The sequence below is a fragment of the Kribbella rubisoli genome (assembly GCF_004217145.1).
GTDB lineage: Bacteria > Actinomycetota > Actinomycetes > Propionibacteriales > Kribbellaceae > Kribbella > Kribbella rubisoli.
Map to the genome: position 1 here is coordinate 1,884,321 of NZ_SHKR01000011.1, position 22,898 is coordinate 1,907,218.

The window sequence follows — 22,898 nt, forward strand, 5'->3', positions numbered from 1 at the left end:
TCCATTCCACTCAACTCTGGAAAAATCCCAGGGATGAGTCAGGGGCGGCACCACCAGGCGCCACCCCTCGATCACAGACAGTTGACGGCTAACGGCGGCCCGCGGACACCAGGCCGGCCTCGTAGGCCAGGATCACCGCCTGCACCCGGTCCCGCAGGTTGCACTTGGCCAGGATCCGGCTGACGTGGGTCTTCACCGTGTGCTCGGTCAGCTGCAGCTCGTCGGCCACCTCGGCATTCGAGTTGCCCTTGGCAACGAGTTCCAGGACCTCCCGCTCCCGGGCAGTGAGCACGTCCAGGGTGGCCGCGACCGCAGGCGCCGGACCGCTGTCGGCGAACCGGTCGATCAGCCTCCGGGTCACCGGCGGTGCGAGCAGCGCGTCGCCGCCGGCGATCACCCGGACCGCGTTGATCAGCTCGTCCCGCGACGACCGCTTCAGCAGGAACCCGCTGGCCCCGGCGCGCAGCGCGTCGTACACGTACTCGTCCAGGTCGAACGTGGTCAGGATCAGCACCCGCGGCCCGCCCGCCAGCCGCCGGGTCGCCTCGATCCCGTCCATCACCGGCATCCGGACATCCATCAGCACGACGGCCAGGTCCAGGATCGCGGCCGCCTGCCGGACCGCGTCCGCGCCGTCGACGGCCTGCGCGACCACCTCGATATCCGGCTGGCCGTCCAGGATCATCGCGATCCCGTCCCGGACCAGGTCCTGGTCGTCGACCACCATCACCTTGATCGGCCGGTCCGGCAGCTCCGTCACCGGTTGCCCCCTACCGGGAACCACGCGGCGACCGTCGTACCGGCTCCCGGCGTACTGCGGATGTCCAGCGTGCCGCCCTCGATCCGGACCCGCTCGCGCATCCCGGCCAGCCCGTGCCGCCCGCCGTGCGCGGCCACCGCCAGGTCGAACCCGCTCCCGTCGTCGGTCACCTCGACCCGCACCCCCGTCTCCTCGATCTGGACCAGAACCTGGGCGGCCGAGGCCTTCGCGTGCCGGACCACGTTGGTCAGTGCCTCCTGCACCAACCGGTACGCCGCCAGTTGCTGCCCCTCCGGTGGACCGTCGGGGTCGCCCGTCACGTCGAGTGCGATCGGCAGGTGACCGTCCGACACATCTGTGACCAACTGTGACAGATCCCCAAGGCCAGGCTGCGGCGCCAGTTGCGGGTCCGGGATGCCTTCCTCGTCGCGCAGCGCGGACAGCAGCCGGTCCAGCTCGCTCAACGCCCGCCGCCCGGCATCCCCGATCCGCTGGAACCCGGCCAGTACGTCGGCCTCCCCGCGACGGATCAGGTCCGGTCCGGTCTCGGCCTGGATCACCATCAGGTTGACCGCGTGCGCGACCACGTCGTGCAGATCCCGCGCGATGAACGACCGCTCGGTCAGCACGACCTGCTCGGCCTCGCGCTCGACGGCCACCCGCTCGAGCTCGGCCTCCCGCCGGGCCGACTCGCGGTTCCGCCGGTACAGCCGGACCGCGATCCCCGCGCACAACGGCACGAGCAGGATCAGCGACCAGGTCAGCGGCCACTGCCGGTCGACCATCTCCTCGTAGATGCTGTTCCGCGTCCGCTGGGTGTCGCTGTCCCAGAAGAAGTCCTGGTGCCCGACCTTCGGGAAGATCAGGATCAGCTGCGGGTACCTGATCAGCTCAGCGATCGTGGGCAACGCGGCCAGCACCAGCACTGCCCCCGGGATGCTCCACGCCAGCGAGCGCGGCGCCGTACCGAGGGAGAACAAGGCGATCGCGAGCGCGAACAGCAGCGTCCAGACCTCGTTCGTCTGCCAGTACGAGATCAGCGACGCGATCCCGAGTACGGCGACCGGGACGACCGGCCAGCGCCGGCGGACCACCAGCGTCAACGGCGCGAAGGCGATCGCCCACGGCATCCAGCCCGGCGCCGTCCACCAGTTGCCGTTCTTCTCCTGGTCCCACCACAACTCGATCAGCACCGGCGAGGTCAGCGCGACCGCGAGCAGTACCTGGACCGGCCATACCTCGGTCCGGGGACGGGCGGCCGCCTGCAGGTCCTCGGTCCACTGCCCGGCGGAACGGCGTACCGGGACGACCCCGCGGCGACGCCGGACCAGCAGGGCCGCGGCCGCAGCGAGTACGACGAGGGCCGAGATCCACCACGCCCAGTGGTGGGCCGCGACCCGGTCCCAGGACGACTGGGTGATGCCGCGCAGGGTGCCGCCGCCGTAGTCGTCCTGGTAATGCCGGAAGACATCCGGGTAGACGCGGTACACGAAGGCGCCGCGGTCCAGGTCGACGAGGACAGGCAGGCCGGCGACCAGCACTGTGAGGATCAGGCCGGTACCGGTGCCCCAGCGGTTCGGCAGGTACCAGACCGCGAGCAGGGCGCCGATCAGCATCGGCCAGGCGACGCTGGCCGCCAGCAACGACATGCCATACGCGCCGACCATCAGCCCAGCGAGCGCCAGCGCCGGGTCGAGCCTCCGGATCGCTATGAACAACGGGGTCCAGGCGACCAGGACGACCAGCCAGCGCGGACCGTGCGCCCAGTAGTCGGCGCGCTGGACGACCCAGAACTGGACCGCCGCAGTGGCCAGCAGGGCCAGGACGACGTCGGGCCAGGCGATCCGCGCTTCGGTCGCCGGCAGCCTGAACCAGGTGGACGGCCACCGCCGGAGTTGTTGCATCACCACCCCATTGTGGAACCCGGTCGCCCCGCCTGCCGTCACTCCCAGGAGTGACACGGGGTCATTCCTGAGTGCAACGCCGGCGGCTCCGGCCTCGCCCGTAGCGGCGACCCAGGTTGGCTCTCAGCGGCGATGTGCCGGACCGGTGGCCGCCGGGATCGTCGAGGACATGACAATCGACCTTGTTGCGGTACGCGTCCGGCGACGGGTGCCGACCGCGGTTCTGATGCTGGCGGCAACGATATTGCCAGTGCTCTGTCTGCTGGTCTGGCACCCCTGGAACGCGAACATGGGTGACCTCAGGGTGTACTTCGCGGCGGCCCGCGGGGTCGTCGACGGTCAGGACATCTACACGGCGCACCACAACTTCCCGGGCATGGGTCTCGGGTTCACCTATCCGCCGTTCGCCGCGCTGGTGTTCGCACCGCTGGCGGTCGGACTGCCGTTCGCCCGGGTGGCGATCACGTTGGCGTCGGCAGTGTCGCTGCTGGTGATCGGCTGGACCACGGCGAAGGCCTTGCGGTGGGGGCCGGTCGCCGCCCTGGTGATCGCGTTCGCCGCACTGGCGTTCGAGCCGGTGTGGTCGACCTTCGGCCTCGGCCAGATCAACCTGGTCCTACTGGCGCTGCTGATGCTCGACCTGGTCGGCCCGATGCCGCGCCGGTTCCGCGGCGTCCTGGTGGGTGTTGCCACCGGCATCAAACTCACGCCGGGCATCTTCATCCTGTTCCTGCTGATCACTAGGCGCTTCCGCGAGGCGGCGGTCGCGGCCGGTACGACGGCGGCCACGATGGTGCTGGCGTACCTGGTGATGCCGCGAGCCACGACCGACTTCTGGACGAAGTACGTCTTCGATCCGGACCGCCCCGGGCCGGCGCACTACATCAGCAACCAGTCGCTGCGCGGAATGATCGCCCGGCTGACACAGGGCTCGGCCGTGACCGTCCCGCTATGGTTGCTGATGGCAAGCATCGTCGGGGTGGCGGGGTTGCTGCTCGCGCGGCGGCTACACGATCGCGGCCAGCCGTTTGAGGCAGTCGTCGCGACCGCTTTCACCGGTCTCCTGGTCTCACCGATCTCGTGGACGGGCCACTGGGTCTGGATCGTCCCCGGGCTCGCGGTGATGTGGTCGCACCGCGACGCGCTCAGGTCGTGGCGGACGGCCGTGTCGGTGCTGATCACCGGCGTGTTCCTCACCGGGATCGTGTGGTGGCTGCCCTTCGCGCACGACCAGGAGTTCCACTACAACGCGTGGCAGTCCGTGGTCGCGAACGCGTACCTGATCTCCGCCCTGGTGCTGATGGCGGGCGGCCGGCTGGCTCAGCCGCTGAACTCGGAGGCCCGCATGCGGTAGACCTGCAGATTCAGGTCGTAGTACTTGTCGGTCTCGCCGACCCACTGCATGCCGAGGCGGGTCGCGGTCGCGATCGCGCGCTTGTTGTTCGGGCGGGCGACCGCGAACAGCTCGTCGACGTCGCCCTCCTTGAACGCCCAGCTCATCAGCCCGCGGCTCGCCTCGGTCGCGTACCCGTTGCCCCAGGTGTTCGGCCGCAGCTGCCAGCCGATCTCCAGATCCTCCTCGTACGGCGGGAGCAGCCGGATCAGCAGCGCGCCGACGATCTCGCCGTCGTCGCGCCGTGCGACCGCCCAGCGGCCGGCCGGGACCACGAAGTTCGGCTGGGCCTCGATCCAGGACTGCAGGATCAACCGCATGGTCGCGGCATCCGGCACCTTGTCGATGGCCGGTGACAGCCAGGGCGCCACGTCGGCGGAGCCAAAGATCTCCAGCGCGGCGTCGGCGTCGTCTTCCTCCCAGTCCCGGATCAGCAGCCGGTCCGTCTCCAGCTTCAGCGTCACCTCGCCAGAGTATGCGGTCCGTGGCCGCAGACAACAGGTTCTGCGATGACCGGCAGATGAACGCACGCAAAGCCCCCGGCCGGTGCGGCCGGAGGCTTTGGTGAAGAGGCCGCAGGGCGGTCCATGACGGACCACCCCGCGGGGTCGAAGGGCGCCGGGGGGAATGACGCGCCTTCGACTGTGGAGGCGTCGCGGGGGAACGACGGCCTCCACCGGAGCCGGAGGCCTCCGAGGGTGGGTTTCGGAGTACCTCCGGTGGTCTGGTGAAAACCCCCGGGGTGAAGGATCAGCGCGAGCCGAGTTCCAGTGGCTGGGTGCGGATCCATCGTGTCGTGGTCTGCTGCCGGCCCATGGCGATCACGTCGCCGGCTGGACCGGCCGAGAAGACCCGGCTGGTGGCGGTGCGCCGAGAGGCACCGACACCGCGCTGGACCTCGGCCAGAAGCTGGTTGACCCGCTGGCGCAGGTCCTCCACCTCCGACTGTAGCGCGAGGATGTGGCGAATTCCCGCGAGGTTGATGCCCTCTTCCTGGGACAGGTGCTGCACATAGCGCAGCCTCGCCACGTCGTACGCCGAGTACCGCCGGCCGCGGCCGGACGCCCGGCTCGGCACCACAAGGCCGAGCCGGTCGTACTGGCGCAACGTCTGCGGATGCATGCCGGCCAGCTGGGCCGCGACCGAGATCACATAGATCGGGGTGCGGTCGTCCCAGGTCGGCACCTGGCTGAACGGGATACCCATCACGAACTCCCGAACAACCCGGCCCGCAGATCAGGATGATCCGACGCGGAGTTGAACTCCTGCAGCTTTTCCTTCTGCTCGTCGGTCAACTCGTGCGGAACCTGCACCTCGAGCGTGAGGAGCAGATCTCCCTTGGTTCCGTCCCGCCGGACCGATCCCTTGCCGCGGACGCGCAGCTTGCTGCCGTTCGCCGTACCGGCCGGGATCCGGACCGTGACGGGCAGGCCGTCCAGGGTCGGAACCTTGATCTCGGCACCCAGCGCCGCCTCGGTGAAACTCACGGGGACGTTCAGCGTCAGGTGCTCGCCCTGGCGGCCGAAGATCCGGTGCGGCTTCACGTGCACGGTGACGTAGAGGTCGCCCGCCGGGCCACCTCGTTCGCCGGCCGCGCCCTTGCCCTTGAGCCGGATCCGCTGGTTGTCCTGCACGCCCGCGGGGATGCGGACCTGCATGGTCTTGCTCGACTGGCCGCGGCCGGAGCCGTGGCAGGTCTCGCACGGCTGGTCGACGACCAGGCCACGACCCTTGCACTCGGTGCACGGCTCGGTCATGGCGAACACGCCGCCCTGCACCGAGGTCTGCATACCCGTGCCTTCGCACTTCAGGCAGACCTTCGGCACCGTGCCGTACTTCGCGCCCGTCCCATGACAGGTCGGGCACGGGGCGTCGCTGGTCATCCGGAGCCCGACCGTGACACCGTTCACGGCCTCGGCGAACTCGATCGTCGCCTCGGTCTCGATGTCCTGGCCGCGCCGCGGACGGGCCGTCGTCGAGGTGGTCGTGCGCTGGCCACCACCGCCGAACATGCCGCCCAGGATGTCGCCGAGCCCGCCGCCGCTGCTGCCGGAGCCGCCGCGGTTGAACAGGTCGCCGACGTCGAAGTTGAACCCGCCGCCGCCTTGACCGCTGCCGGTCGGCATCCGGAAGCCGCCGCTGCCGAACAGCCGGCGCGCCTCGTCGTACTCCTTGCGCTTCTTCGGGTCGCCGACGACGTCGTACGCCTCGGAGACCTCCTTGAACTTGGCCTCCGCGGACGCGTCACCGGCGTTGGAGTCGGGGTGGTACTTGCGCGCCAGCTTGCGGTAGGACTTCTTGATCTCGTCGGCCTCGGCGGTCTTGGAGACGCCGAGAACCTTGTAGAAGTCCTTCTCGAGCCAGTCCTTCGTGCTCATCTGACGCCTCCCCTCCCGTCGTGGTCGTTACTCCGCGGACCTGTCCGCGTCATCATCTGTGCTCTCCGCCGGTACGTCGGCCTTCGCCGCGTCGGCCGGCAGTTGTTCGGTCGGCTCCGACACGGCCACCCGGGCCGCGCGCAGGACCCGCTCGCCGAGCCGGTAGCCCGGTTGCATGATCATCGTCGCGGTCGGACCGTCGACCTCGTCGGAGTAGTTGTGCAGCAGGGCCTCGTGGATCCGCGGGTCGAAGGTGTCACCCTTCTCACCGAACTTCACCAGGCCGAGCTTCTCGGTGACGCGCTCCAGCGATTCCGCGACTGCCTTGAACGCACCCTCGAGCTCACCTGCCTCGCGGGCCCGGCCGACATCGTCGAGCGTCCCGAGCAGCTCGGTCAGCACCGAGCCGATCACGAGCTCCCGCGACGCCTCCCGGTCCCGGTCGACGCGGCGCTTGTAGTTGACGTACTCGGCCTGCAGTCGCTGCAGGTCCGCCGTACGCTCCTTGAGCGCTTCGGTCAACAGGGCCTCCTGGGCGGACGGACCGACCAGGTCGGACGGGTCCCGGGGCGGCTGTGCGCCAGGGGTGCCCGGCGTACCCGGCTGGGCGCCGGGCGCGGGAGCCGCGGACGAATCCGCAGTCTCCCGCGCCGCGCCGGTGTCCGGGTCGATCCGGCGCTTGTCCCGGACGACGGGCTCGCCGTCGCCGAACTCGCTGCCAGTGGGTCGATCCGTCACTTGTCCTCCGTCTTGTCCTGCGGCCGGTCCTCGTCCACGATCTCGGCGTCGACGACGTCGTCGTCGTTGCTGGTCGAGCTCTCGTCGGAGGTCGTCTCCTCCGAGGACCCGCCGGCGGCCTGGGCGTTCGCGTACATCGCGGCGCCCATCTTCTGGCTGGACTGGGCGAGCTTCTCCGAGGAGGTCTTGATCGCCTCGGCGTCGTCACCCTCGAGGGCCTTCTTCAGCTCCGCGGTGGCGTCCTTGACCTCGGTCTTGACGTCGTCGGGGACCTTGTCCTCGTTCTCCTGCAGGAACTTCTCGGTCTGGTAGACCAGGCTCTCGGCCTGGTTCCGGTTCTCGACGGCCTCGCGGCGCTGCCGGTCCTCCTCGGCGTACTGCTCGGCGTCGCGGACCATCTGGTCGATATCGGTCTTCGGCAGCGCGGAGCCGCCCGTGACCGTCATCCGCTGCTCCTTGCCGGTGGCCAGGTCCTTGGCGTTCACGTGCACGATGCCGTTCGCGTCGATGTCGAAGGTGACCTCGATCTGCGGCACGTTCCGCGGCGCCGGCGGCAGGCCGGTCAGCTCGAAGTTGCCGAGCGACTTGTTGTCGCGGGCCATCTCGCGCTCGCCCTGGTAGACCTGGATCATCACCGACGGCTGGTTGTCCTCGGCCGTGGTGAAGATCTCCGAACCCTTGGTCGGGATCGTGGTGTTGCGCTCGATGATCTTGGTGAACACGCCGCCCTTGGTCTCGATACCCAGGCTCAGCGGGGTCACGTCGAGCAGCAGGACGTCCTTGACCTCACCCTTCAGCACACCGGCCTGCAGGGAGGCGCCGACCGCGACGACCTCGTCCGGGTTCACGCCCTTGTTCGGGTCCTTGCCACCGGTCAGCTCCTTGACCAGGTCGGCCACCGCGGGCATCCGGGTCGAACCGCCGACCAGGATCACGTGGTCGATCTTCGACACGTCGATACCGGCGTCCTTGATGACGGCCTTGAACGGCGCGCGGGCGCGCTCGAGCAGGTCGTTGCTCATCTTCTGGAACTCTGCCCGGGAGAGCTTCTCCTCCAGGTGCAGCGGGCCGGAGTCGGTCAGGCTCAGGTACGGCAGGTGGATCGTGGTCTCGGCCGCGGCGGACAGCTCGATCTTGGCCTTCTCGGCAGCCTCGGTGAGGCGCTGCATGGCCATCTTGTCGCCGGACAGGTCGGTGCCGTTCTTGTTCTTGAACTGCGTCACCAGCCACTGGACGATCCGGGCGTCCCAGTCGTCACCGCCGAGGTGGTTGTCACCGCTGGTCGCCTTCACCTCGAAGACGCCGTCGCCGATCTCCAGCAGCGACACGTCGAACGTGCCGCCACCGAGGTCGAAGACCAGGATGGTCTGCTCGGTGCCCTTGTCCAGGCCGTACGCGAGCGCGGCCGCGGTCGGCTCGTTGACGATCCGGTGCACCTTCAGGCCCGCGATCTCGCCGGCCTCCTTGGTCGCCTGGCGCTGCGCGTCGGAGAAGTAGGCCGGCACGGTGATGACCGCATCGGTGACCTGCTCCCCGAGGTACGCCTCGGCGTCCCGCTTCAGCTTCTGCAGCACGAACGCGCTGATCTGCTGGGGGGTGAACTTCTTGCCGTCGATGTCGACGCTCCAGCTCTCGCCCATGTGACGCTTGACGGAGCGGATGGTGCGGTCGACGTTCGTGGTGGCCTGGCGCTTCGCCACCTCGCCGACAAGGACCTCGCCGTTCTTGGCGAAAGCCACCACCGAGGGCGTCGTACGCGCTCCCTCGGCGTTGGGGATGACGGTGGGCTCGCCACCTTCCAGTACGGCGATGACGGAGTTCGTCGTACCGAGATCGATTCCGACCGCGCGGGCCATTCTGTTACCTCCACGAAGTTGAGTGATGCAGACTCAATGTTGCCCGTTCGTCCGCCTCGGTTCAAATCCGTGACGCAACAAACTTGAGTTCACTGGACTCAACATTGCACATCGCCCAGGTCATTCCCAAGCGCGGGCCCGAATTTCGGGGTCCGGGCCAGGGTGCGGCCAGGGAGACCCCTCCCGGGGAAAGGTTTACCGTGCGACCCTGTCCCTGTGAAACTCCGCGCGATGAATCCCGCCGACTACGGCGCGGTGCTCGCGCTGAACAACGCCGCCGCAGGGCTGGTCGATCCCCTCGGCGCCGACCGCCTCGACTGGCTCCGGCTGATCGCCGCGCATGCCGCGATCATCGACCTGGACGGCAAGCCCGCCGGCTTCGTGCTGACCTTCACCCCGGGTTCGGCGTACGACGGCCTCGAGTTCGACTGGTTCACCCAGACGTACGCGAACCGCTTCCTGCTGATCGAGCGGATCGTCGTCGCGACCGAGCACCGCCGCGAGGGCATCGGCTCACAGGTCTACCGCGCCATCGAACGCGCCGCCAAGCCGTTCGACCGCGCCGTCGCCCGGGTCCGCACCCATCCCCTCGACGACGCCGGTGTGACCTTCCACACCACCCGCGGCTACGTCGAAATAGGCAAACAACACCTCCCCGACGGCACCCCCGCCCTCCTCCTCACCAAGGAACTGGCCGACTAGATCCGCCGTACGTCGAGCAGCGCCCGGACCGGCAGCTCGTGCCGCAACCGCGGCTCGGTCAGCCCGTCGACGATGCAGGCCGCGCCGATCCAGCGCGCCCCGCAGGCCTCCACCAATGCACGACCCGCCAGGGCGGTGGCACCGGTGTCGATCCAGTCGTCGACCAGGAGCACCCGGTCTCCGCCCTGGATCAGATCCCGGCGGAACCCGAAGACGACGTGACGATCCCGATAGTCCGGTCCTGTGGTGCACATCACCCACCGGTCGCTGTCGGTCGCCGGCCACGCGTCCTTCCGCATCTCCACGAACCCGACCCCGACCGCAGCAGCAGTCAGCGCCCCGACCAACGACCCCCGCGACACCGGCCCGAGCACCACGGTCGGCACCTCGTCGTACAGCCCGGCAAGCGCCGGCCCAAGCTCACGCAGCAGCTCGGCATCCCGCCACCAGCCGGTCAGATCGGCGTAGTTACTTCACACCCCACGATCCGTCCGCCACCGAAAGGCATCCCGCAACCGCGCTCTGGTGTCCATACCTCCAGCGTGGCACCCGCCGGCCCCGTGGCGCACTTGGATTTGGGGAGGGCCGGATCCCCAGGCCATCACAATCGGCCTCGGGCCGGCCTCCTGAGCGTCGCCCCGGTCGACGGCGGTGAATTGTGATGGCCTGGGGATCCGCCTGTGGACAGAGATGAGCAGCGTTCCCTGATGTCCGTCACGATCGACACATGTCCGACGTCGTCGACGTTCTCCTGCGGCGAGGCGGGACCGCGACCTTCGAGCAGCTTCGCGCCACCGTCTCGCTACGCGCCATTCGTACGGCGCTGGATCGCGGGCTGATCGCGCGAATCGCGAAGGGTGTCTACGCCCTTCCGCCCGCTGCGGACCCACTTGCCGCCGCACAGGCCCAGGGTGGGATCGTCTCGCACCTCAGTGCAGCGGTGCTGCACGGATTCGCCGTACTCGACTTGCCGGACAAGCCGCACATCACCGTTCCCCGCGGTCAGCACCGACGGCTGAGCCCGGTCGACTGCCAGCTGTATTGGGCCGACCACGTCCCGTCGGACGGCGGCTGTACCGGCGCGCTCCGGACGGTCTTGGACTGCGCACGGACCTTTCCCTTCGCGGCCGGGCTGACTGTGGCGGATTCCGCGCTTCGGCTCGGTGTAATCGACCGCTCACAACTGGCGGTTGCCGCCGGCGAACTCGCTGGTCCGGGCAGTCGGCGGGCGCGCCGCGTCGCCGCGGCTGCGGATGGCCGCGCCGAGTCCCCGCTGGAGTCCGTGCTGCGCTCTCTGCTGATCGATGCCGGCGTCGACGGCTTCGAACCGCAGATCGTGATCCGCGACGGCGTCTTCTCCGCCCGTGTCGACCTGGGGCATCGCGGGCTCTTGCTCGCGCTGGAAGCCGACAGCTTCGCGTACCACGGCAGCCGGACCGCACTCAGGCGCGACTGCCGCCGGCACACCAACCTCACCATTCGCGGTTGGCGCTTACTTCGCTTCTCCTGGGAGGACGTGATGTTCGACCCTGAGTGGGTGGTGGATGCCATCCGTCAGGCGATCGCCGGATCTGCAGGCCATCACAATCTGCAGGAGGTTGGCGTCTCACGCGGGCGAGCCACGCAGGTGGGCCGATTGTGATGGGCTGGAGATCCGCTACACCGGCCGCCCGGCGATGAACGTCCGGGACACCAAAGGGACGCCGGGGCGGTAGGAGAGGTGTAGGTGGGAGGGGGCGTCCAGGACGGCGAGGTCGGCTTGGGCGCCGGGGGTTAGGTGGCCTCGGTCTGGGCGGCGGAGGGAGGCGGCGCCGCCGGCGGTGGCGGACCAGAGGGCCTCGGCGGGGGTCATTTGCATGTCGCGGACGGCGACGGCGATGCAGAAGGGCATCGAGGAGGAGTAGCCGGAGCCGGGGTTGCAGTCGGTGGCCAGGGCTAGGGTGACGCCGGCGTCCAGGAGGCGGCGGGCGTCGGGGTACGGCGAGCGGGTGGAGAACTCGATCGCGGGCAGGAGGCCGGCGACGACACCCGCTGAGGCCAGGGCGTCGATGTCGGCGTCGGTGAGATAGGTGCAGTGGTCCGCAGAGGCGGCGCCCACCTCGCAGGCCAGTTGTACGCCGGGGCCCTCGCCGAGCTGGTTCGCGTGGACCCGGGGCTGGAGACCACGGGCGATGCCGGCCTGGAGGATCGCGCGGCCCTGGTCGGCGTCGAAAGCGCCGCGTTCGACGAAGACGTCGATCCACTTCGCGTGCTTGGCGGCCGCGTCGAGCATCGGGCCGGTCACCAACTCCACGTAGCCGGCCGGATCCTCGGCATACTCGGCCGGCACGACATGCGCCCCGAGGTACGTCGTCTCGTCGGTGAACTGTCCGGCGATCTCGAGGGCACGGGCCTCGTCGGAGACCGTCAGCCCGTAGCCGGACTTGATCTCGACCGTGGTGGTGCCCTGCCGGCGCATCTCGGTGACAAGGCGGGACACGTTCGCGGTCAGGTGTTCGTCGGTTGCCGCCCGGGTCGCGGCGACGGTGGTGCGGATGCCGCCGGCGGAGTACGGCGTACCGGTCATGCGGGCGGCGAACTCCTCGGCGCGATCGCCAGCGAAGACCAGGTGCGAGTGCGAGTCGACGAAACCGGGGACAACCGCCCGGCCGCCGAGGTCCAGCGCGCCGTCGGCCGCTGGCGCGTCGCGGCGCGGGCCGACCCAGGCGACCTTGGTGCCGTCGATGACCAGGGCCGCGTCGTGGAGTTCGCCGAGGAGACCGCCGTGGGCGGGGTCGTTGGTCACCAGCGAGCTGATGTTGGTGAGCAGGAGGGAGGTCATCGGGTCACCGCCTCGATCGATTTCGCCAACTGGGCTGGGACATCCAGGCGCGTATGCTTGCTATCAGCAACCAAGTGGTTGCCGGAGACGACAACATCGGAGACATCGGCAGCTGACGCCGCGAAGACTGCGGTCTCCAACGTGCCGCCGGTGCCTGCGGTGCGGGCGGTGTCCAGGCGGATGGCTACCAGGTCGGCGCGGGCTCCGACCTCGATCGCGCCCGCGTCCTCGAAGCCGATCGAGCGGTGGCCGTCTGTGGTGGCTGCCTTGAAGAGCTCGGCGGCGGACCAGGTGCCGCGTTCCTGGGACGCGAGGCGTTCGTTCAGCTCGACGGCTCGCATCTCCTCGAAGAGGTCGATGATCGCGTGACTGTCGGATCCGAGCGTCAGCGGCGAGCCTGCGTCGCGCAGTTGCACGGACGGGCCGATGCCGTCGGCGAGGTCGCGTTCGGTCGTCGGGCAGAAGCAGGAGTACGTCGCGGAGCTCCCGAGCAGCCCGACGTCGACATCGGTGAGATGCGTGGCATGGACCGCGCTCGTCCGACCGCTGAGGAACCCGGCCTCGTCGAGCACCTGCGCCGGTGTCCGCCCGTACGCCTTGAGACAAGCGGCGTTCTCCGCGACCTGCTCGGACAGATGAATATGGAGCGGTACGTCGGGAAACGCCGACGCCACCGCACTGAGTTGATCCTGCGGCACGCCCCGCACCGAATGGGCGGCCGCACCGATCACGACGCCATCGTCACCGCTCAACTGCGCGACCCGAGCAGCCCACGCAGTCGCGTCGCCGTCACTGAAGCGCTGCTGTACGTCGTTGAGCGGCTGGTCGATTCCGCCGGCGATGTAGCACGTGTCAAGCAGCGTGATCCGGATGCCGACGTCACGCGCAGCCGCGATCAGGGCCAGGCCCATCGCGTTCGGGTCGTCGTACCGGTGGCCCCGCGGGGCGTGGTGGAGGTAATGGAACTCCCCGACCGCGGTGATCCCGGCGAGCAGCATCTCGCCGTACACGGCCCTCGCGAGCTCGTAGTACGTGTCGGGGGTGAGGGCGGCGGCGACGGCGTACATCTGCTCGCGCCAGGTCCAGAACGTGCCGCGCTCGGTCTGCGTCCGGCCGCGGAGCGCGCGGTGGAACGCGTGGCTGTGGCAGTTCGCCAGGCCTGGGATGACGAGGCCGTTGAGGACCTGCGCGTCACCGGGGGCCGCATCCGGCTCGACCGACGTGAAGCGGCCGTCCGATGTTGTCACGAGGACGCCGCGGGCGAGGCCGGTCGGGAGGATCGCGGTCTCACACCAGTACGACGTCACTTCGCAAGATCCTTCAATACCGCGGCCAATGCCTCGACGCCCGCGAGACAGTCGTCCTGCTCGGCGTACTCGGCGGGCGAATGCGAGATGCCGGTCGGGTTGCGGACGAACAGCATCGCGGTCGGGATGCCGGCGTCGGAGAACACGCCCGCGTCGTGGCCGGCGCCGGTCGGGAGGACCGGGGCACCGTCGAGTACGCCGACCAGCCGGTCGCGCAGGCCGGTCGGGAAGTTGACGATCGGCGAGACCGATTCCGGGGTGACCTCGAGCGTGGTGCCGTCGCGTTCGGCGCGTTCGGTGGCTTGCTTGGTGATTGCTGCGAGCAACAATTCCAGCGTTGCGGTGTCGGCGGCTCGTGCGTCGAGCCAGGCAGTGACCTGTGACGGTACGGCGTTGGTGCCGTTGGGTTCGACCGATATCCGGCCGAAAGTGGCGCGGGCTCCGGCCAGGCGAGCCTGTTTGTTGGCCGCGAGGGCGGTCATCGCGTAGGTGAGCATCGGGTCGTGCCGGTCTTCCATCAGCGTGGTGCCAGCATGGTTGGCCTCACCACCGAAGGTGAACCTGAACCGCCCGTGCGGCCAGATCGAGCTGGCCACACCCACAGGTGCTGTCAGCCCTCTGCCCTGCTCGACATGTAGCTCGACGAACGTCCCCATCCGCTGCAGCAGCGGCGACGGCCCGACCCCAGCCGGATCAATCCCCGCCTGCTCCAGCGCCAACGCCAGCGGCACACCGGCCCGATCCGTCAAAGCCAGCGCCTTCTCGGCCGACAGCACGCCAGCCGCCACCCGAGACCCCAAACAAGGCATCCCGAACCGGGACCCTTCTTCTTCCACGAACGCACCCACCCCAAGAGGCACGCTGGGCTCGAACCCCTCCGCCCGCAACCGATCAATGGCCGCCAACGCAGACACCACCCCCAGCGGCCCGTCAAAAGCCCCACCATCGATCACAGAATCCAGATGGCTCCCCGTCACAACCCCCGGACCATCGGATGCACCCCACCAGGCGATGAGGTTGCCGATGCCGTCGGATTCGACGGCCAGCCCGCGGGCGGCGCACTGGTCGAGGAACCAGTGCGTCGCCTCGCGTTCGGTGGGGGTCCAGCCGCCTCGGGTGTAACCGCCGGTTTCGGGGTTGCGGCCAATGGCGGACTGGTCGGCCCAGAGGGATTCGAAGCTCAAGACAGCGGGTTCTTCGACAGCCAGTCCTTGGCGACCGCGTCCGCGCTCTCCTTGCCGACATCGATCCGCTTGACCAGGTCGGTCAGCGTGTCCGTGGTCAGCTTGGCGTCGACCGCGTTCAGCGTTGCGGTGACGTCGTCGGACTTGTGGTCGGTCCGGATCAACGGAACGATGTTGTTCGGCGGCAGGATGTGCTCCGGGTCGTCCAACTGGACCCAGCCCTTGTCCTTGATCACGGCCTGGGTGGTGAACAGGTCGGTCACCTGGATGGTGTTGTCCTCGAGCGCCTTGATGCTCAGCGGACCACCGGCGTCGAGCGTCTTGTATTCCTTGAAGTCGACGTCGTACTTCTCCTTCATGCCCTTCAGCCCGGCGGTCCGGACCTTGAACTCGGAGCTACCGCCCGCGACCAGGTTCTTGCCCTTGAGGTCGCCGATCGACTTCAGGCTGTACTTGTCCGCGGTCGCCTTGGTCACCACGATGGTGTCCTCGTCGGTCGCCGGCGACATCTCCAGGATCTCCAGCCCGGGCGTCAGCGCCGCCTTCAGCGCGTCGTACGCCTTCTGCGGGTCGGTCTCGGTGGAGTTCTTGTCGAAGTACGCCAGCGCGGCGCCGGTGTACTCCGGCACCAGGTCGACCGACCCGTCCTTGATCGCGGCCATGTAGGTCTCGCGGTTGCCGATGTTCGGCTTCTTCTTCACCTCGATGCCCTTGGCGGCCAGCGCCTGGCCGTAGATCTCCGCGATCAGCTGGCTCTCGGAGAAGTCGGCGGACCCGACGGTGATGCTGCTCACCTTCGAGGGCGCCGGCGAGCTGCCGGCGTTGTCACTGCCGAGCTGGTCGCCCCCACCCCCACAACCAGCCAGGCCGAGCACCGCCACCCCGGCGATCGCAGTACGGATGAGTGTGGATCTCAACACGAGAGCCTCCAGTGTTCTCGTCAGCCACCGGCCGGTGCCGATGGATGCATCTCAAGTTCAGCAGGTACCACGGACAATTCAGCCGATTTTCAGCCCTTGGGAGACCGTGATTCGCCCGATCAGCGCGAAGACCGCGTCCAGCACGATCGCGAGCAGCGCCACCAGCAGGGCGCCGGTGAACATCTGCGGGAAGTCGCGGAGCTTCAGCCCGTCGACCACGTAGCGGCCGAGGCCGCCGAGCGACACCAGTGCCGCGATCGTCGCGGTCGAGACGATCTGCAGGGTGGCGCTCCGGATGCCGGAGATGATCAGCGGCAACCCGATCGGGATCTCCACCTTGGTCAGGATCTCGCGTCCGGTCATCCCCATCCCCCGGGCGGCGTCGATCGTGGCCGGATCGACACCGGACAGACCGGCGTACGTCGAGGCCAGGATCGGCGGGATGCCCAGCGCGACCAGCGCGATCAGCACCGGCAGGAAGCCGATCTGGTTGGTCAGCAGGACCGCGATCATCAGCAGCCCGAGGCTCGGCAGGGCACGTGCCGCGTTGCCGAGGTTGATCGCCAGGAAGGCGCCGCGCCGGGTGTGCCCGATCCGCAATCCGATCGGTAGCGCGATCACCACGGAGAGTCCGAGGGCGGCAAACGTGTACCAGAGGTGCTGCAGGATCCGCGCCCAGATCCCCTCGTTGCCGGACCAGTTGTACGAGTCGGTCAAGTACTGCCACATGTCACGCCACCTCCGCCACAGGCGTCGAAACCCGAGCCCAAGGAGTCAGTACCCGCTGCAACGACACCAGGATCAGGTCCGCGACCAGAGCCAGCGCCAGCGACAGCACGACCCCGACCACGACCGGCGTCAGGAAGTCCTTCTGGAAGCCCAGCGTGAACAGCTCACCCAGGCCGCCGATCCCGATCACGGCGCCGACGCTCACCATCGAGATGTTCGCGACCGTGACCACGCGCAGCCCGGCGAAGATCACCGGTACGGCGATGGGCAGGTCGACCGCGATCAGCCGGTGCATCGACCCGTACCCGACCGCGATCGCGGACTGCCGTACGTCGGGTGGCACGGAGCGCAGTCCGTCGATCACGTTCCGGATCAGCAGCGAGACCGTATAGATGGTCAGCGCGACGATGATGTTGATCGTCGACAGCACCTTGGTGCCGAGCACCGCCGGGATCACGATGAAGAGCGCGATCGACGGCAGTGAGTACAGCAGGCCGCCGAACGCGATCAGCGGGTTCGCCAGCCAGGAGTACCGCGTGGCGACGTACCCCAACGGAACCGAGATGATCAGCCCGAGGATCACGGGAATGATCGCCAGGTAGATGTGCTCGCGCAGCTGTTCCCAGATCAGCCCGAGGTTGTCACCGATCCACGTCACGAGCGTAGAGCCTCTGCGACTCCGGCCTGGTCGATCACGCCGACGGCCTTGCCCTCGTCGTCCACGCAGATGCCGCAACCGGTGGGCGACGTCAGTACTGCGTCCAGCGCCGCGCGCAACGAATCGCCGCGCTTGAACACCGCACCGAGCGGCAGCAGCTCGCCGGACCCGTTCTTCCAGCCGACCGGTACGCCGTCCTTCAACGCGAGCTCGTCCGGCACCGGCTGCACCGGCAACTCTTCGGGATGCACGAACGTAAGGGCGCGGTAACCGCGATCCTGTCCGACGAAGCCGCGGACGAAGTCGTCGGCCGGCTCACCGAGCAGTTCGGCCGGCGGCGCGAACTGAGCCAGCTTCCCGCCGACCTGCAGTACTGCGACGTTGTCGCCGAGCTTGATCGCCTCGTCGATGTCGTGCGTGACGAACACGATCGTCTTGCCGATGTCGCGCTGCAGCCGGAGCAGCTCCTCCTGCAACTGGTGCCGGACGATCGGGTCGACCGCGCTGAACGGCTCGTCCATCAGCATGACCGCCGGATCGGCCGCAAGCGCGCGGGCGACGCCGACTCGTTGCTGCTGGCCACCGGACAGCTGGGCCGGATACCGCTCGGCCAGCTTGATGTCCAGGCCGACGCGTTCGAGCAGCTCCATCGCCGTACTGTGCGCTTTGCGCTTGTCCCAGCCGAGCAGCTTCGGGACGGTCGCGACGTTGTCGACAACGGTTTTGTGCGGGAACAGCCCGGCGTTCTGGATCACGTAGCCGATCCCCCGGCGCAGCGTGACCGGATCCTTGCCGTTGATGTCCTCGCCGTCGATCGAGATCGTCCCGCCGGTCCGCTCGATGGTGCGGTTGATCATCCGCAGCGACGTGGTCTTGCCGCACCCGGAGGGCCCGACGAACACCGTGATCTGGTTGCTCGGGATCCGCAGGGACAGTTTGTCGACGGCGACGGTGCCGTCCGGGTACTGCTTGGTGACGTCCTCGAACTCGATCATGGCGCCCCTTCGCGCTGGTCATCGGTCGCCCGAAAGACCCTAGCGGAACCTCAGACCGAAACCACGCGATCGCATGGTTTCTCGCCTCTTGGAAAAGTGCACCGTAGCACTAGAGATTGCCACGGTCGCACACAGTCAGCTTTCCCGCATCGGGATGCGCACACCCCGCTGGTCGGCGACCTCGACAGCCTTCTCGTAGCCGGCGTCGACGTGACGGATCACACCCATCGCCGGGTCGTTGGTGAGCACCCGTTCCAGCTTCTGCCGGGCCAGATCGGTGCCATCGGCAACAGATACCTGACCGGCGTGGATGGACCGGCCGATACCGACGCCGCCGCCGTGGTGGATCGACACCCAGGAAGCACCGCTGGCCACGTTCACCATCGCGTTCAGCAACGGCCAGTCCGCGATCGCGTCCGAACCGTCGAGCATGCCTTCGGTCTCCCGGTACGGCGATGCCACGCTGCCGGTGTCCAGGTGATCGCGGCCGATCACGATCGGCGCCTCGAGCTCGCCGGAGGCAACCATCTCGTTGAACCGCACACCCGCCTTGTCCCGCTCGCCCTGTCCGAGCCAGCAGATCCGGGCCGGCAGACCCTGGAACGCGACCCGCTCGCCGGCCATCTTGATCCAGCGCGTCAGGTGCTCGTTGTCCGGGAACAGGTCCAGGATCGCCTGGTCCGTCTTCGCGATGTCGGCAGGGTTGCCGGACAGCGCGGCCCACCGGAACGGGCCTTTTCCTTCACAGAACAACGGCCGGATGTAGGCCGGCACGAAACCGGGGAAGTCGAACGCGCGGTTGAAGCCCGCCTTCCGAGCCTCGTCGCGGATCGAGTTGCCGTAGTCGAAGACCTCGGCACCCGCGTCCTGGAACCCGACCATCGCCGCCACGTGCCGAGCCATCGACGCCTGCGCGCGCTCGGTGAACCCGGCCGGGTCCTTCTCCCGGGCGCTCGCCCAGTCGTCGAACTCGATGCCGACCGGCAGGTACATCAGCGGGTCGTGCGCCGACGTCTGGTCGGTGACGATGTCGATCGGCGCGCCCAGCTCCAGCAGCTCCGGCACGATCACCGCGGCGTTGCCCAGGACACCGATCGACAGCGGCCGGCGGGCCTTCTTGGCCTCCTCCGCCAACCGCAGCGCGTCGTCCAGGTCCTTGGCCCGTACGTCGAGGTAGCGGTGCTCGATCCGGCGGTCGATCCGCGTCGAGTCGACGTCGATGCAGATCGCCACACCGTCGTTCATCGTGACGGCCAGCGGCTGCGCGCCGCCCATCCCACCGAGGCCCGCGGTCAGCGTGATGGTCCCGGCCAGCGTGCCGCCGAAGCGCTTGTCGGCGACCGCTCCGAACGTCTCGTACGTACCTTGCAGGATGCCCTGCGTGCCGATGTAGATCCACGACCCGGCCGTCATCTGGCCGTACATCGTGAGCCCCATCGCCTCGAGCTTGCGGAACTCCTCCCAGGTGGCCCAGTCGCCGACCAGGTTCGAGTTCGCGATCAGTACCCGCGGCGCCCACTCGTGCGTCTGCATGACGCCGACCGGCTTGCCGGACTGCACGAGCATGGTCTCGTCGTCCTTGAGCGTGGTCAGCGTCCGGACCATCGCGTCGAACGAGTTCCAGTCGCGGGCGGCCTTGCCGGAACCGCCGTACACGACGAGTTCGTCGGGGTGCTCGGCGACCTCGGGGTCGAGGTTGTTCTGCAGCATCCGCAGCGCGGCTTCCTGCTGCCAGCCGCGCGCGATCAGAGTGGTGCCGCGGGGTGCGCGCACAGGACGGGGTCCGGACATGGGTGATCCAGCCTTTCTCAGTTGAGCGGGCCGGTGACGGCCTCGGTGGCTTCGATGTAGGTGCCGTTAGCAACGAGTTGGACGGAGTGCTCGAGCTCGGGCGCCAGGTGGCGGTCCGTGCCGGGGCCCTCGACGTGCTCCCGCAGTACGGCCTTGGCGGCTTCCGTTGCCGGGGCCGGGGTGAGCGGTGCGCGCAGGTCGAGCGCGCGGGCGGCGGTGAGGATCTCGATCGCGAGCACCCGCTGCAGGCCGTCGACCGACTTGCGCAGCTTGCGGGCGGCGGACCAACCCATCGAGACGTGGTCCTCCTGCATCGCGCTGCTCGGGATCGAGTCGACGCTGGCGGGTACGGCGAGGCGCTTGAGCTCGGACACGATCGCGGCCTGCGTGTACTGCGCGATCATGTGGCCGCTGTCCACACCGGGATCGTCGGCCAGGAACGCGTTCAGCCCGTGGTTGCGCGCGACGTCGAGGAAGCGGTCGGTACGGCGTTCGCTGATGCTGGCCAGGTCCGCCACTGCGATGGCGAGGAAGTCGAGCACATACCCGACCGGGGCGCCGTGGAAGTTGCCGTTCGACTCGACCCGGCCGTCTTTCAGTACTACGGGGTTGTCGATCGCAGCGGCGAGCTCGCGGTCGGCAACTGATGCCGCATGGGCCGCGGTGTCGCGGGCGGCGCCGTGGACCTGCGGGGAGCACCTGAGCGAGTACGCGTCCTGGACGCGGTTGCAATCCGGACCGCGATGGCTCGCGACGATCGCGCTGTCCTTCAAGATAGTCCGGAGATTGGCAGCGGACGCAGCCTGGCCGGGATGCGGGCGCAGGGCCTGCAGGTCCTCGGCGAAGACGCGGTCGGTGGCGAGCTGAGCCTCGACGCTCATCGCGGCGGCGAGGTCGGCGGTCTTGAAGAGCCGGTCGAGGTCGGCGAGCGCGAGGACCAGCATGCCGAGCATGCCGTCGGTCCCGTTGATCAGCGCGAGGCCTTCCTTCTCGGCCAGCACGACCGGCGCAAGACCGTTCTGCCGCAGGGCTTCACCCGCGTCGAGAAGGTTGCCGTCGGCATCACGGACCTTGCCTTCGCCGAGGATTGCCAGCGCGACGTGCGACAGCGGTGCGAGATCGCCGGAGCAGCCGAGGCTGCCGTACTCGTGCACGACCGGAGTCAGGTGCGCGTTGAGCAGACCGGCGTACGCCTGGGCGGTCTCCACCTTCACACCGGTGCGGCCGGTGGCGAGGGTCGACAGCCTGAGCAGGGCAAGCGCCCGTACGACTTCGGTCTCCACCTCGGGGCCGGAGCCGGCCGCGTGCGAACGGATCAGGCTGCGCTGCAACTGGGCTCGCAACTCGGGCGCGATGTGCCGCGTCGCGAGTGCGCCGAACCCGGTCGAGACGCCGTAGTGCGGGGTGTCCGCGTGGGCCAGCGCCTCGATCGCGGCGCGTGACTTCGCGATCTCCTCGAGGGCCTGGTCGTCGATCCGTACTTGCGCGCCGTACCGTGCGACCGCGACCACCTCGGCCGGAGTCAGCGGTCCGATACCGACTATCACCGTGTCTTCCACCCGATCATTGGACCGCGCCGCGATGCTCCTCGACAGGAGCGGCAGACCAGTTTCTGTCTCGAATCTGAGACGTCCGGCGTGGACCCGCGAACACATAGAGTCAAGCCATGGTGTTCGAGATCCGGCCGGCGCGGCCGGCGGACGCGGTCGGCGTCGCCCAGGTCTGGGCTGCCGTGATGCCGCATCTGGTGAAGTCGGCGCGGGCCATCGAGACCGAACTGAGAGGTGGCCAGAGCCGGGTGATCCTGCTCGCGGTGGACGGTCCGGACGTGGTCGGGTACTCGAACCTCTACCTGCCCGAGGCGGGTGTAGCCGGGGCGCGGGTGCGGATCACGGTCCAGGTGCCACCGGCGCAGCGCAAGCGCGGGATCGGCAGTGCGTTGCTGTCCGCGATCTCCGCGGAGGCTGTCACCGCCGGGGCCGGCCGGTTACTGGTCGCCGTGGCTGACGACGACGATTCCAAGGCGTTCGCGGACAAGCGCGGGTTCGCGCTGGGGCGGCGGATGAGCCATGCCGCCGCCGAGCTGCGCGAGGCGCGCGAGCCGGTCGCGCCGCCGGCGGGGCTACGTCTGACCACGTACGACGACCTCGAGCCGCGGCAGGTGTTCGACGCCGAGGTCCAGGTGCGGGACGACGACCCGAGTGGGTTTTCCGGCGGACCGGCGTACGACGAATGGGTGAAGGTGTCGTGGAGCAACCCGGACATCCGGCGGGACCTGAGCTTCGCTGTGCTCGACGGCGATCGGGTGCTGTCGTTCGTCACCACGACTGCTGATCCGGACCGCGGGGTGATCTGGTCGAACCTGACCGGCACGATCCGGTCGGACCGCGGGCGCGGATTGGCGAAGGTGGTGAAGTCACACGCGCTGGCTGCGGCCCGGGACGCCGGATTCGTGACGGCATCGACCGGGAACGACGCCGGCAATGCGCCGATGCTGGCGGTCAACCAATGGCTCGGCTATCGGACGACGTCCGGCGCGTGGACCGCGGAGAAGGCCCTGTGAAGCGACTCGTTACCTCGTTGCTGTTCTTTCTGGTGGTGTCGCTCGCGGTCGGATTGCTGGTCTCGGGCTCGGAGTTCCTGGACTGGGGCGTCGCCGGCGGGCTGTTCGCGATCGCGGTCGCGGGCGAGGGGTTCAGGTTCTGGTTGCGACGGAGCCGCGCGAAGAAACGCGAATCGTCAGGGATCTAAGACCGGCCGGG

The 22,898-nt window shown here is 68.7% G+C and carries 22 protein-coding genes; 5 read left to right on the forward strand and 17 right to left on the reverse strand.

Features of this window, described 5'->3' with window-relative positions; translation table 11 throughout:
• Positions 1 to 88: 88 nt before the first annotated feature.
• Positions 89 to 727 (reverse strand): response regulator transcription factor, encoded by a 639-nt coding sequence (locus tag EV645_RS12025; RefSeq protein WP_130443759.1) that lies wholly within the window; start codon positions 725 to 727, stop codon positions 89 to 91.
• A gap of 29 nt (positions 728 to 756) precedes the next feature.
• Positions 757 to 2,664, reverse strand: coding sequence for a sensor histidine kinase (locus tag EV645_RS12030; protein WP_242000402.1), 1,908 nt, complete (start codon positions 2,662 to 2,664; stop codon positions 757 to 759).
• A 169-nt stretch (positions 2,665 to 2,833) separates the two neighbouring features.
• Here EV645_RS12030 and EV645_RS12035 point away from each other — a divergent pair, with 169 nt between their 5' ends.
• Positions 2,834 to 4,018, forward strand: a complete 1,185-nt coding sequence (locus EV645_RS12035; RefSeq protein ID WP_130442658.1) for a glycosyltransferase 87 family protein — start codon at positions 2,834 to 2,836, stop codon at positions 4,016 to 4,018.
• On the opposite strand, the gene EV645_RS12040 is transcribed toward EV645_RS12035, so the two are convergent.
• The 5 genes from EV645_RS12040 to dnaK all read right to left on the reverse strand — a co-directional run bounded on the left by EV645_RS12040 (position 3,985) and on the right by dnaK (position 9,029).
• Complete coding sequence (locus EV645_RS12040; protein WP_130442660.1) at positions 3,985 to 4,521, reverse strand: GNAT family N-acetyltransferase; 537 nt, start codon at positions 4,519 to 4,521, stop codon at positions 3,985 to 3,987. The genes EV645_RS12035 and EV645_RS12040 overlap by 34 nt on opposite strands.
• Positions 4,522 to 4,807: 286 nt before the next feature.
• On the reverse strand, positions 4,808 to 5,263 hold the full coding sequence (locus EV645_RS12045) for a heat shock protein transcriptional repressor HspR (RefSeq protein WP_130442662.1): 456 nt from the start codon (positions 5,261 to 5,263) through the stop codon (positions 4,808 to 4,810).
• Positions 5,263 to 6,435, reverse strand: coding sequence for a molecular chaperone DnaJ (gene dnaJ, locus EV645_RS12050; protein WP_130442664.1), 1,173 nt, complete (start codon positions 6,433 to 6,435; stop codon positions 5,263 to 5,265). The genes EV645_RS12045 and dnaJ overlap by 1 nt, the downstream gene beginning before the upstream one ends.
• Positions 6,436 to 6,462: 27 nt before the next feature.
• Positions 6,463 to 7,173: a nucleotide exchange factor GrpE gene (grpE, locus tag EV645_RS12055; RefSeq protein ID WP_130442665.1), complete on the reverse strand. Its 711-nt coding sequence runs from the start codon at positions 7,171 to 7,173 to the stop codon at positions 6,463 to 6,465.
• The gene (dnaK, locus tag EV645_RS12060) at positions 7,170 to 9,029 is read right to left on the reverse strand and encodes a molecular chaperone DnaK (RefSeq protein ID WP_130442667.1); all 1,860 of its coding nucleotides are present in this window, start codon (positions 9,027 to 9,029) and stop codon (positions 7,170 to 7,172) included. Before dnaK ends, grpE begins: the two co-directional genes overlap by 4 nt.
• Positions 9,030 to 9,260: 231 nt before the next feature.
• Here dnaK and EV645_RS12065 point away from each other — a divergent pair, with 231 nt between their 5' ends.
• A complete protein-coding gene (locus EV645_RS12065; protein WP_130442669.1) occupies positions 9,261 to 9,731 on the forward strand; it encodes a GNAT family N-acetyltransferase in 471 nt (156 codons plus the stop codon).
• Here EV645_RS12065 and EV645_RS12070 read toward each other — a convergent pair.
• Complete coding sequence (locus EV645_RS12070; protein ID WP_277877013.1) at positions 9,728 to 10,117, reverse strand: phosphoribosyltransferase family protein; 390 nt, start codon at positions 10,115 to 10,117, stop codon at positions 9,728 to 9,730. The two genes, EV645_RS12065 and EV645_RS12070, sit on opposite strands and share 4 nt — an antisense overlap.
• Before the next feature lie 341 nt (positions 10,118 to 10,458).
• On the opposite strand from EV645_RS12070, the gene EV645_RS12075 reads away from it, so the two are divergent.
• Positions 10,459 to 11,373, forward strand: a complete 915-nt coding sequence (locus tag EV645_RS12075) for a type IV toxin-antitoxin system AbiEi family antitoxin domain-containing protein (protein ID WP_130442673.1) — start codon at positions 10,459 to 10,461, stop codon at positions 11,371 to 11,373.
• Positions 11,374 to 11,388: 15 nt separating this feature from the next.
• On the opposite strand, the gene hutI is transcribed toward EV645_RS12075, so the two are convergent.
• The 9 genes from hutI to hutH form a co-directional block, all read right to left on the reverse strand.
• Positions 11,389 to 12,552 carry an imidazolonepropionase gene (gene hutI / locus EV645_RS12080; RefSeq protein WP_130442675.1) on the reverse strand — a complete coding sequence of 388 codons (1,164 nt, stop codon included), beginning with the start codon at positions 12,550 to 12,552 and terminating at the stop codon, positions 11,389 to 11,391.
• Entirely contained in the window at positions 12,549 to 13,859 is a 1,311-nt protein-coding gene (locus EV645_RS12085) for a formimidoylglutamate deiminase (protein ID WP_130442676.1), read from the reverse strand. Before EV645_RS12085 ends, hutI begins: the two co-directional genes overlap by 4 nt.
• Complete coding sequence (locus EV645_RS12090) at positions 13,856 to 15,043, reverse strand: allantoate amidohydrolase (RefSeq protein ID WP_130442678.1); 1,188 nt, start codon at positions 15,041 to 15,043, stop codon at positions 13,856 to 13,858. Before EV645_RS12090 ends, EV645_RS12085 begins: the two co-directional genes overlap by 4 nt.
• Entirely contained in the window at positions 15,040 to 15,963 is a 924-nt protein-coding gene (locus tag EV645_RS12095) for an ABC transporter substrate-binding protein (protein ID WP_130442680.1), read from the reverse strand. The genes EV645_RS12090 and EV645_RS12095 overlap by 4 nt, the downstream gene beginning before the upstream one ends.
• A 78-nt stretch (positions 15,964 to 16,041) precedes the next feature.
• Positions 16,042 to 16,692: an ABC transporter permease gene (locus EV645_RS12100; protein ID WP_130442682.1), complete on the reverse strand. Its 651-nt coding sequence runs from the start codon at positions 16,690 to 16,692 to the stop codon at positions 16,042 to 16,044.
• 1 nt (position 16,693) lies between these two features.
• Entirely contained in the window at positions 16,694 to 17,350 is a 657-nt protein-coding gene (locus EV645_RS12105) for an ABC transporter permease (RefSeq protein ID WP_130442684.1), read from the reverse strand.
• A complete protein-coding gene (locus EV645_RS12110) occupies positions 17,347 to 18,345 on the reverse strand; it encodes an ABC transporter ATP-binding protein (protein WP_130442686.1) in 999 nt (332 codons plus the stop codon). The genes EV645_RS12105 and EV645_RS12110 overlap by 4 nt, the downstream gene beginning before the upstream one ends.
• Positions 18,346 to 18,480: 135 nt before the next feature.
• Entirely contained in the window at positions 18,481 to 20,136 is a 1,656-nt protein-coding gene (gene hutU, locus EV645_RS12115) for a urocanate hydratase (RefSeq protein WP_130442687.1), read from the reverse strand.
• A gap of 17 nt (positions 20,137 to 20,153) precedes the next feature.
• On the reverse strand, positions 20,154 to 21,695 hold the full coding sequence (gene hutH / locus EV645_RS12120) for a histidine ammonia-lyase (protein ID WP_242000340.1): 1,542 nt from the start codon (positions 21,693 to 21,695) through the stop codon (positions 20,154 to 20,156).
• Positions 21,696 to 21,802: 107 nt separating this feature from the next.
• Between hutH and EV645_RS12125 the strand changes: the two genes are divergently transcribed.
• Both EV645_RS12125 and EV645_RS12130 read left to right on the forward strand, forming a co-directional pair.
• Positions 21,803 to 22,699: a GNAT family N-acetyltransferase gene (locus tag EV645_RS12125; RefSeq protein ID WP_242000341.1), complete on the forward strand. Its 897-nt coding sequence runs from the start codon at positions 21,803 to 21,805 to the stop codon at positions 22,697 to 22,699.
• Positions 22,696 to 22,887 carry a hypothetical protein gene (locus EV645_RS12130; protein WP_130442690.1) on the forward strand — a complete coding sequence of 64 codons (192 nt, stop codon included), beginning with the start codon at positions 22,696 to 22,698 and terminating at the stop codon, positions 22,885 to 22,887. Before EV645_RS12125 ends, EV645_RS12130 begins: the two co-directional genes overlap by 4 nt.
• The last annotated feature ends 11 nt before the right edge of the window (positions 22,888 to 22,898 follow it).

Coding starts and splice junctions, on each gene's coding strand:
- EV645_RS12025 (WP_130443759.1), bottom strand. CDS start 727: ATGGTGGTCGACGACCAGGACCTGGTCCGGGACGGGATCGCGATGATC.
- EV645_RS12030 (WP_242000402.1), bottom strand. CDS start 2,664: ATGCAACAACTCCGGCGGTGGCCGTCCACCTGGTTCAGGCTGCCGGCG.
- EV645_RS12035 (WP_130442658.1), top strand. CDS start 2,834: ATGACAATCGACCTTGTTGCGGTACGCGTCCGGCGACGGGTGCCGACC.
- EV645_RS12045 (WP_130442662.1), bottom strand. CDS start 5,263: ATGGGTATCCCGTTCAGCCAGGTGCCGACCTGGGACGACCGCACCCCG.
- dnaJ (WP_130442664.1), bottom strand. CDS start 6,435: ATGAGCACGAAGGACTGGCTCGAGAAGGACTTCTACAAGGTTCTCGGC.
- dnaK (WP_130442667.1), bottom strand. CDS start 9,029: ATGGCCCGCGCGGTCGGAATCGATCTCGGTACGACGAACTCCGTCATC.
- EV645_RS12065 (WP_130442669.1), top strand. CDS start 9,261: ATGAATCCCGCCGACTACGGCGCGGTGCTCGCGCTGAACAACGCCGCC.
- EV645_RS12075 (WP_130442673.1), top strand. CDS start 10,459: ATGTCCGACGTCGTCGACGTTCTCCTGCGGCGAGGCGGGACCGCGACC.
- hutI (WP_130442675.1), bottom strand. CDS start 12,552: ATGACCTCCCTCCTGCTCACCAACATCAGCTCGCTGGTGACCAACGAC.
- EV645_RS12100 (WP_130442682.1), bottom strand. CDS start 16,692: ATGTGGCAGTACTTGACCGACTCGTACAACTGGTCCGGCAACGAGGGG.
- EV645_RS12110 (WP_130442686.1), bottom strand. CDS start 18,345: ATGATCGAGTTCGAGGACGTCACCAAGCAGTACCCGGACGGCACCGTC.
- hutU (WP_130442687.1), bottom strand. CDS start 20,136: ATGTCCGGACCCCGTCCTGTGCGCGCACCCCGCGGCACCACTCTGATC.
- EV645_RS12125 (WP_242000341.1), top strand. CDS start 21,803: ATGGTGTTCGAGATCCGGCCGGCGCGGCCGGCGGACGCGGTCGGCGTC.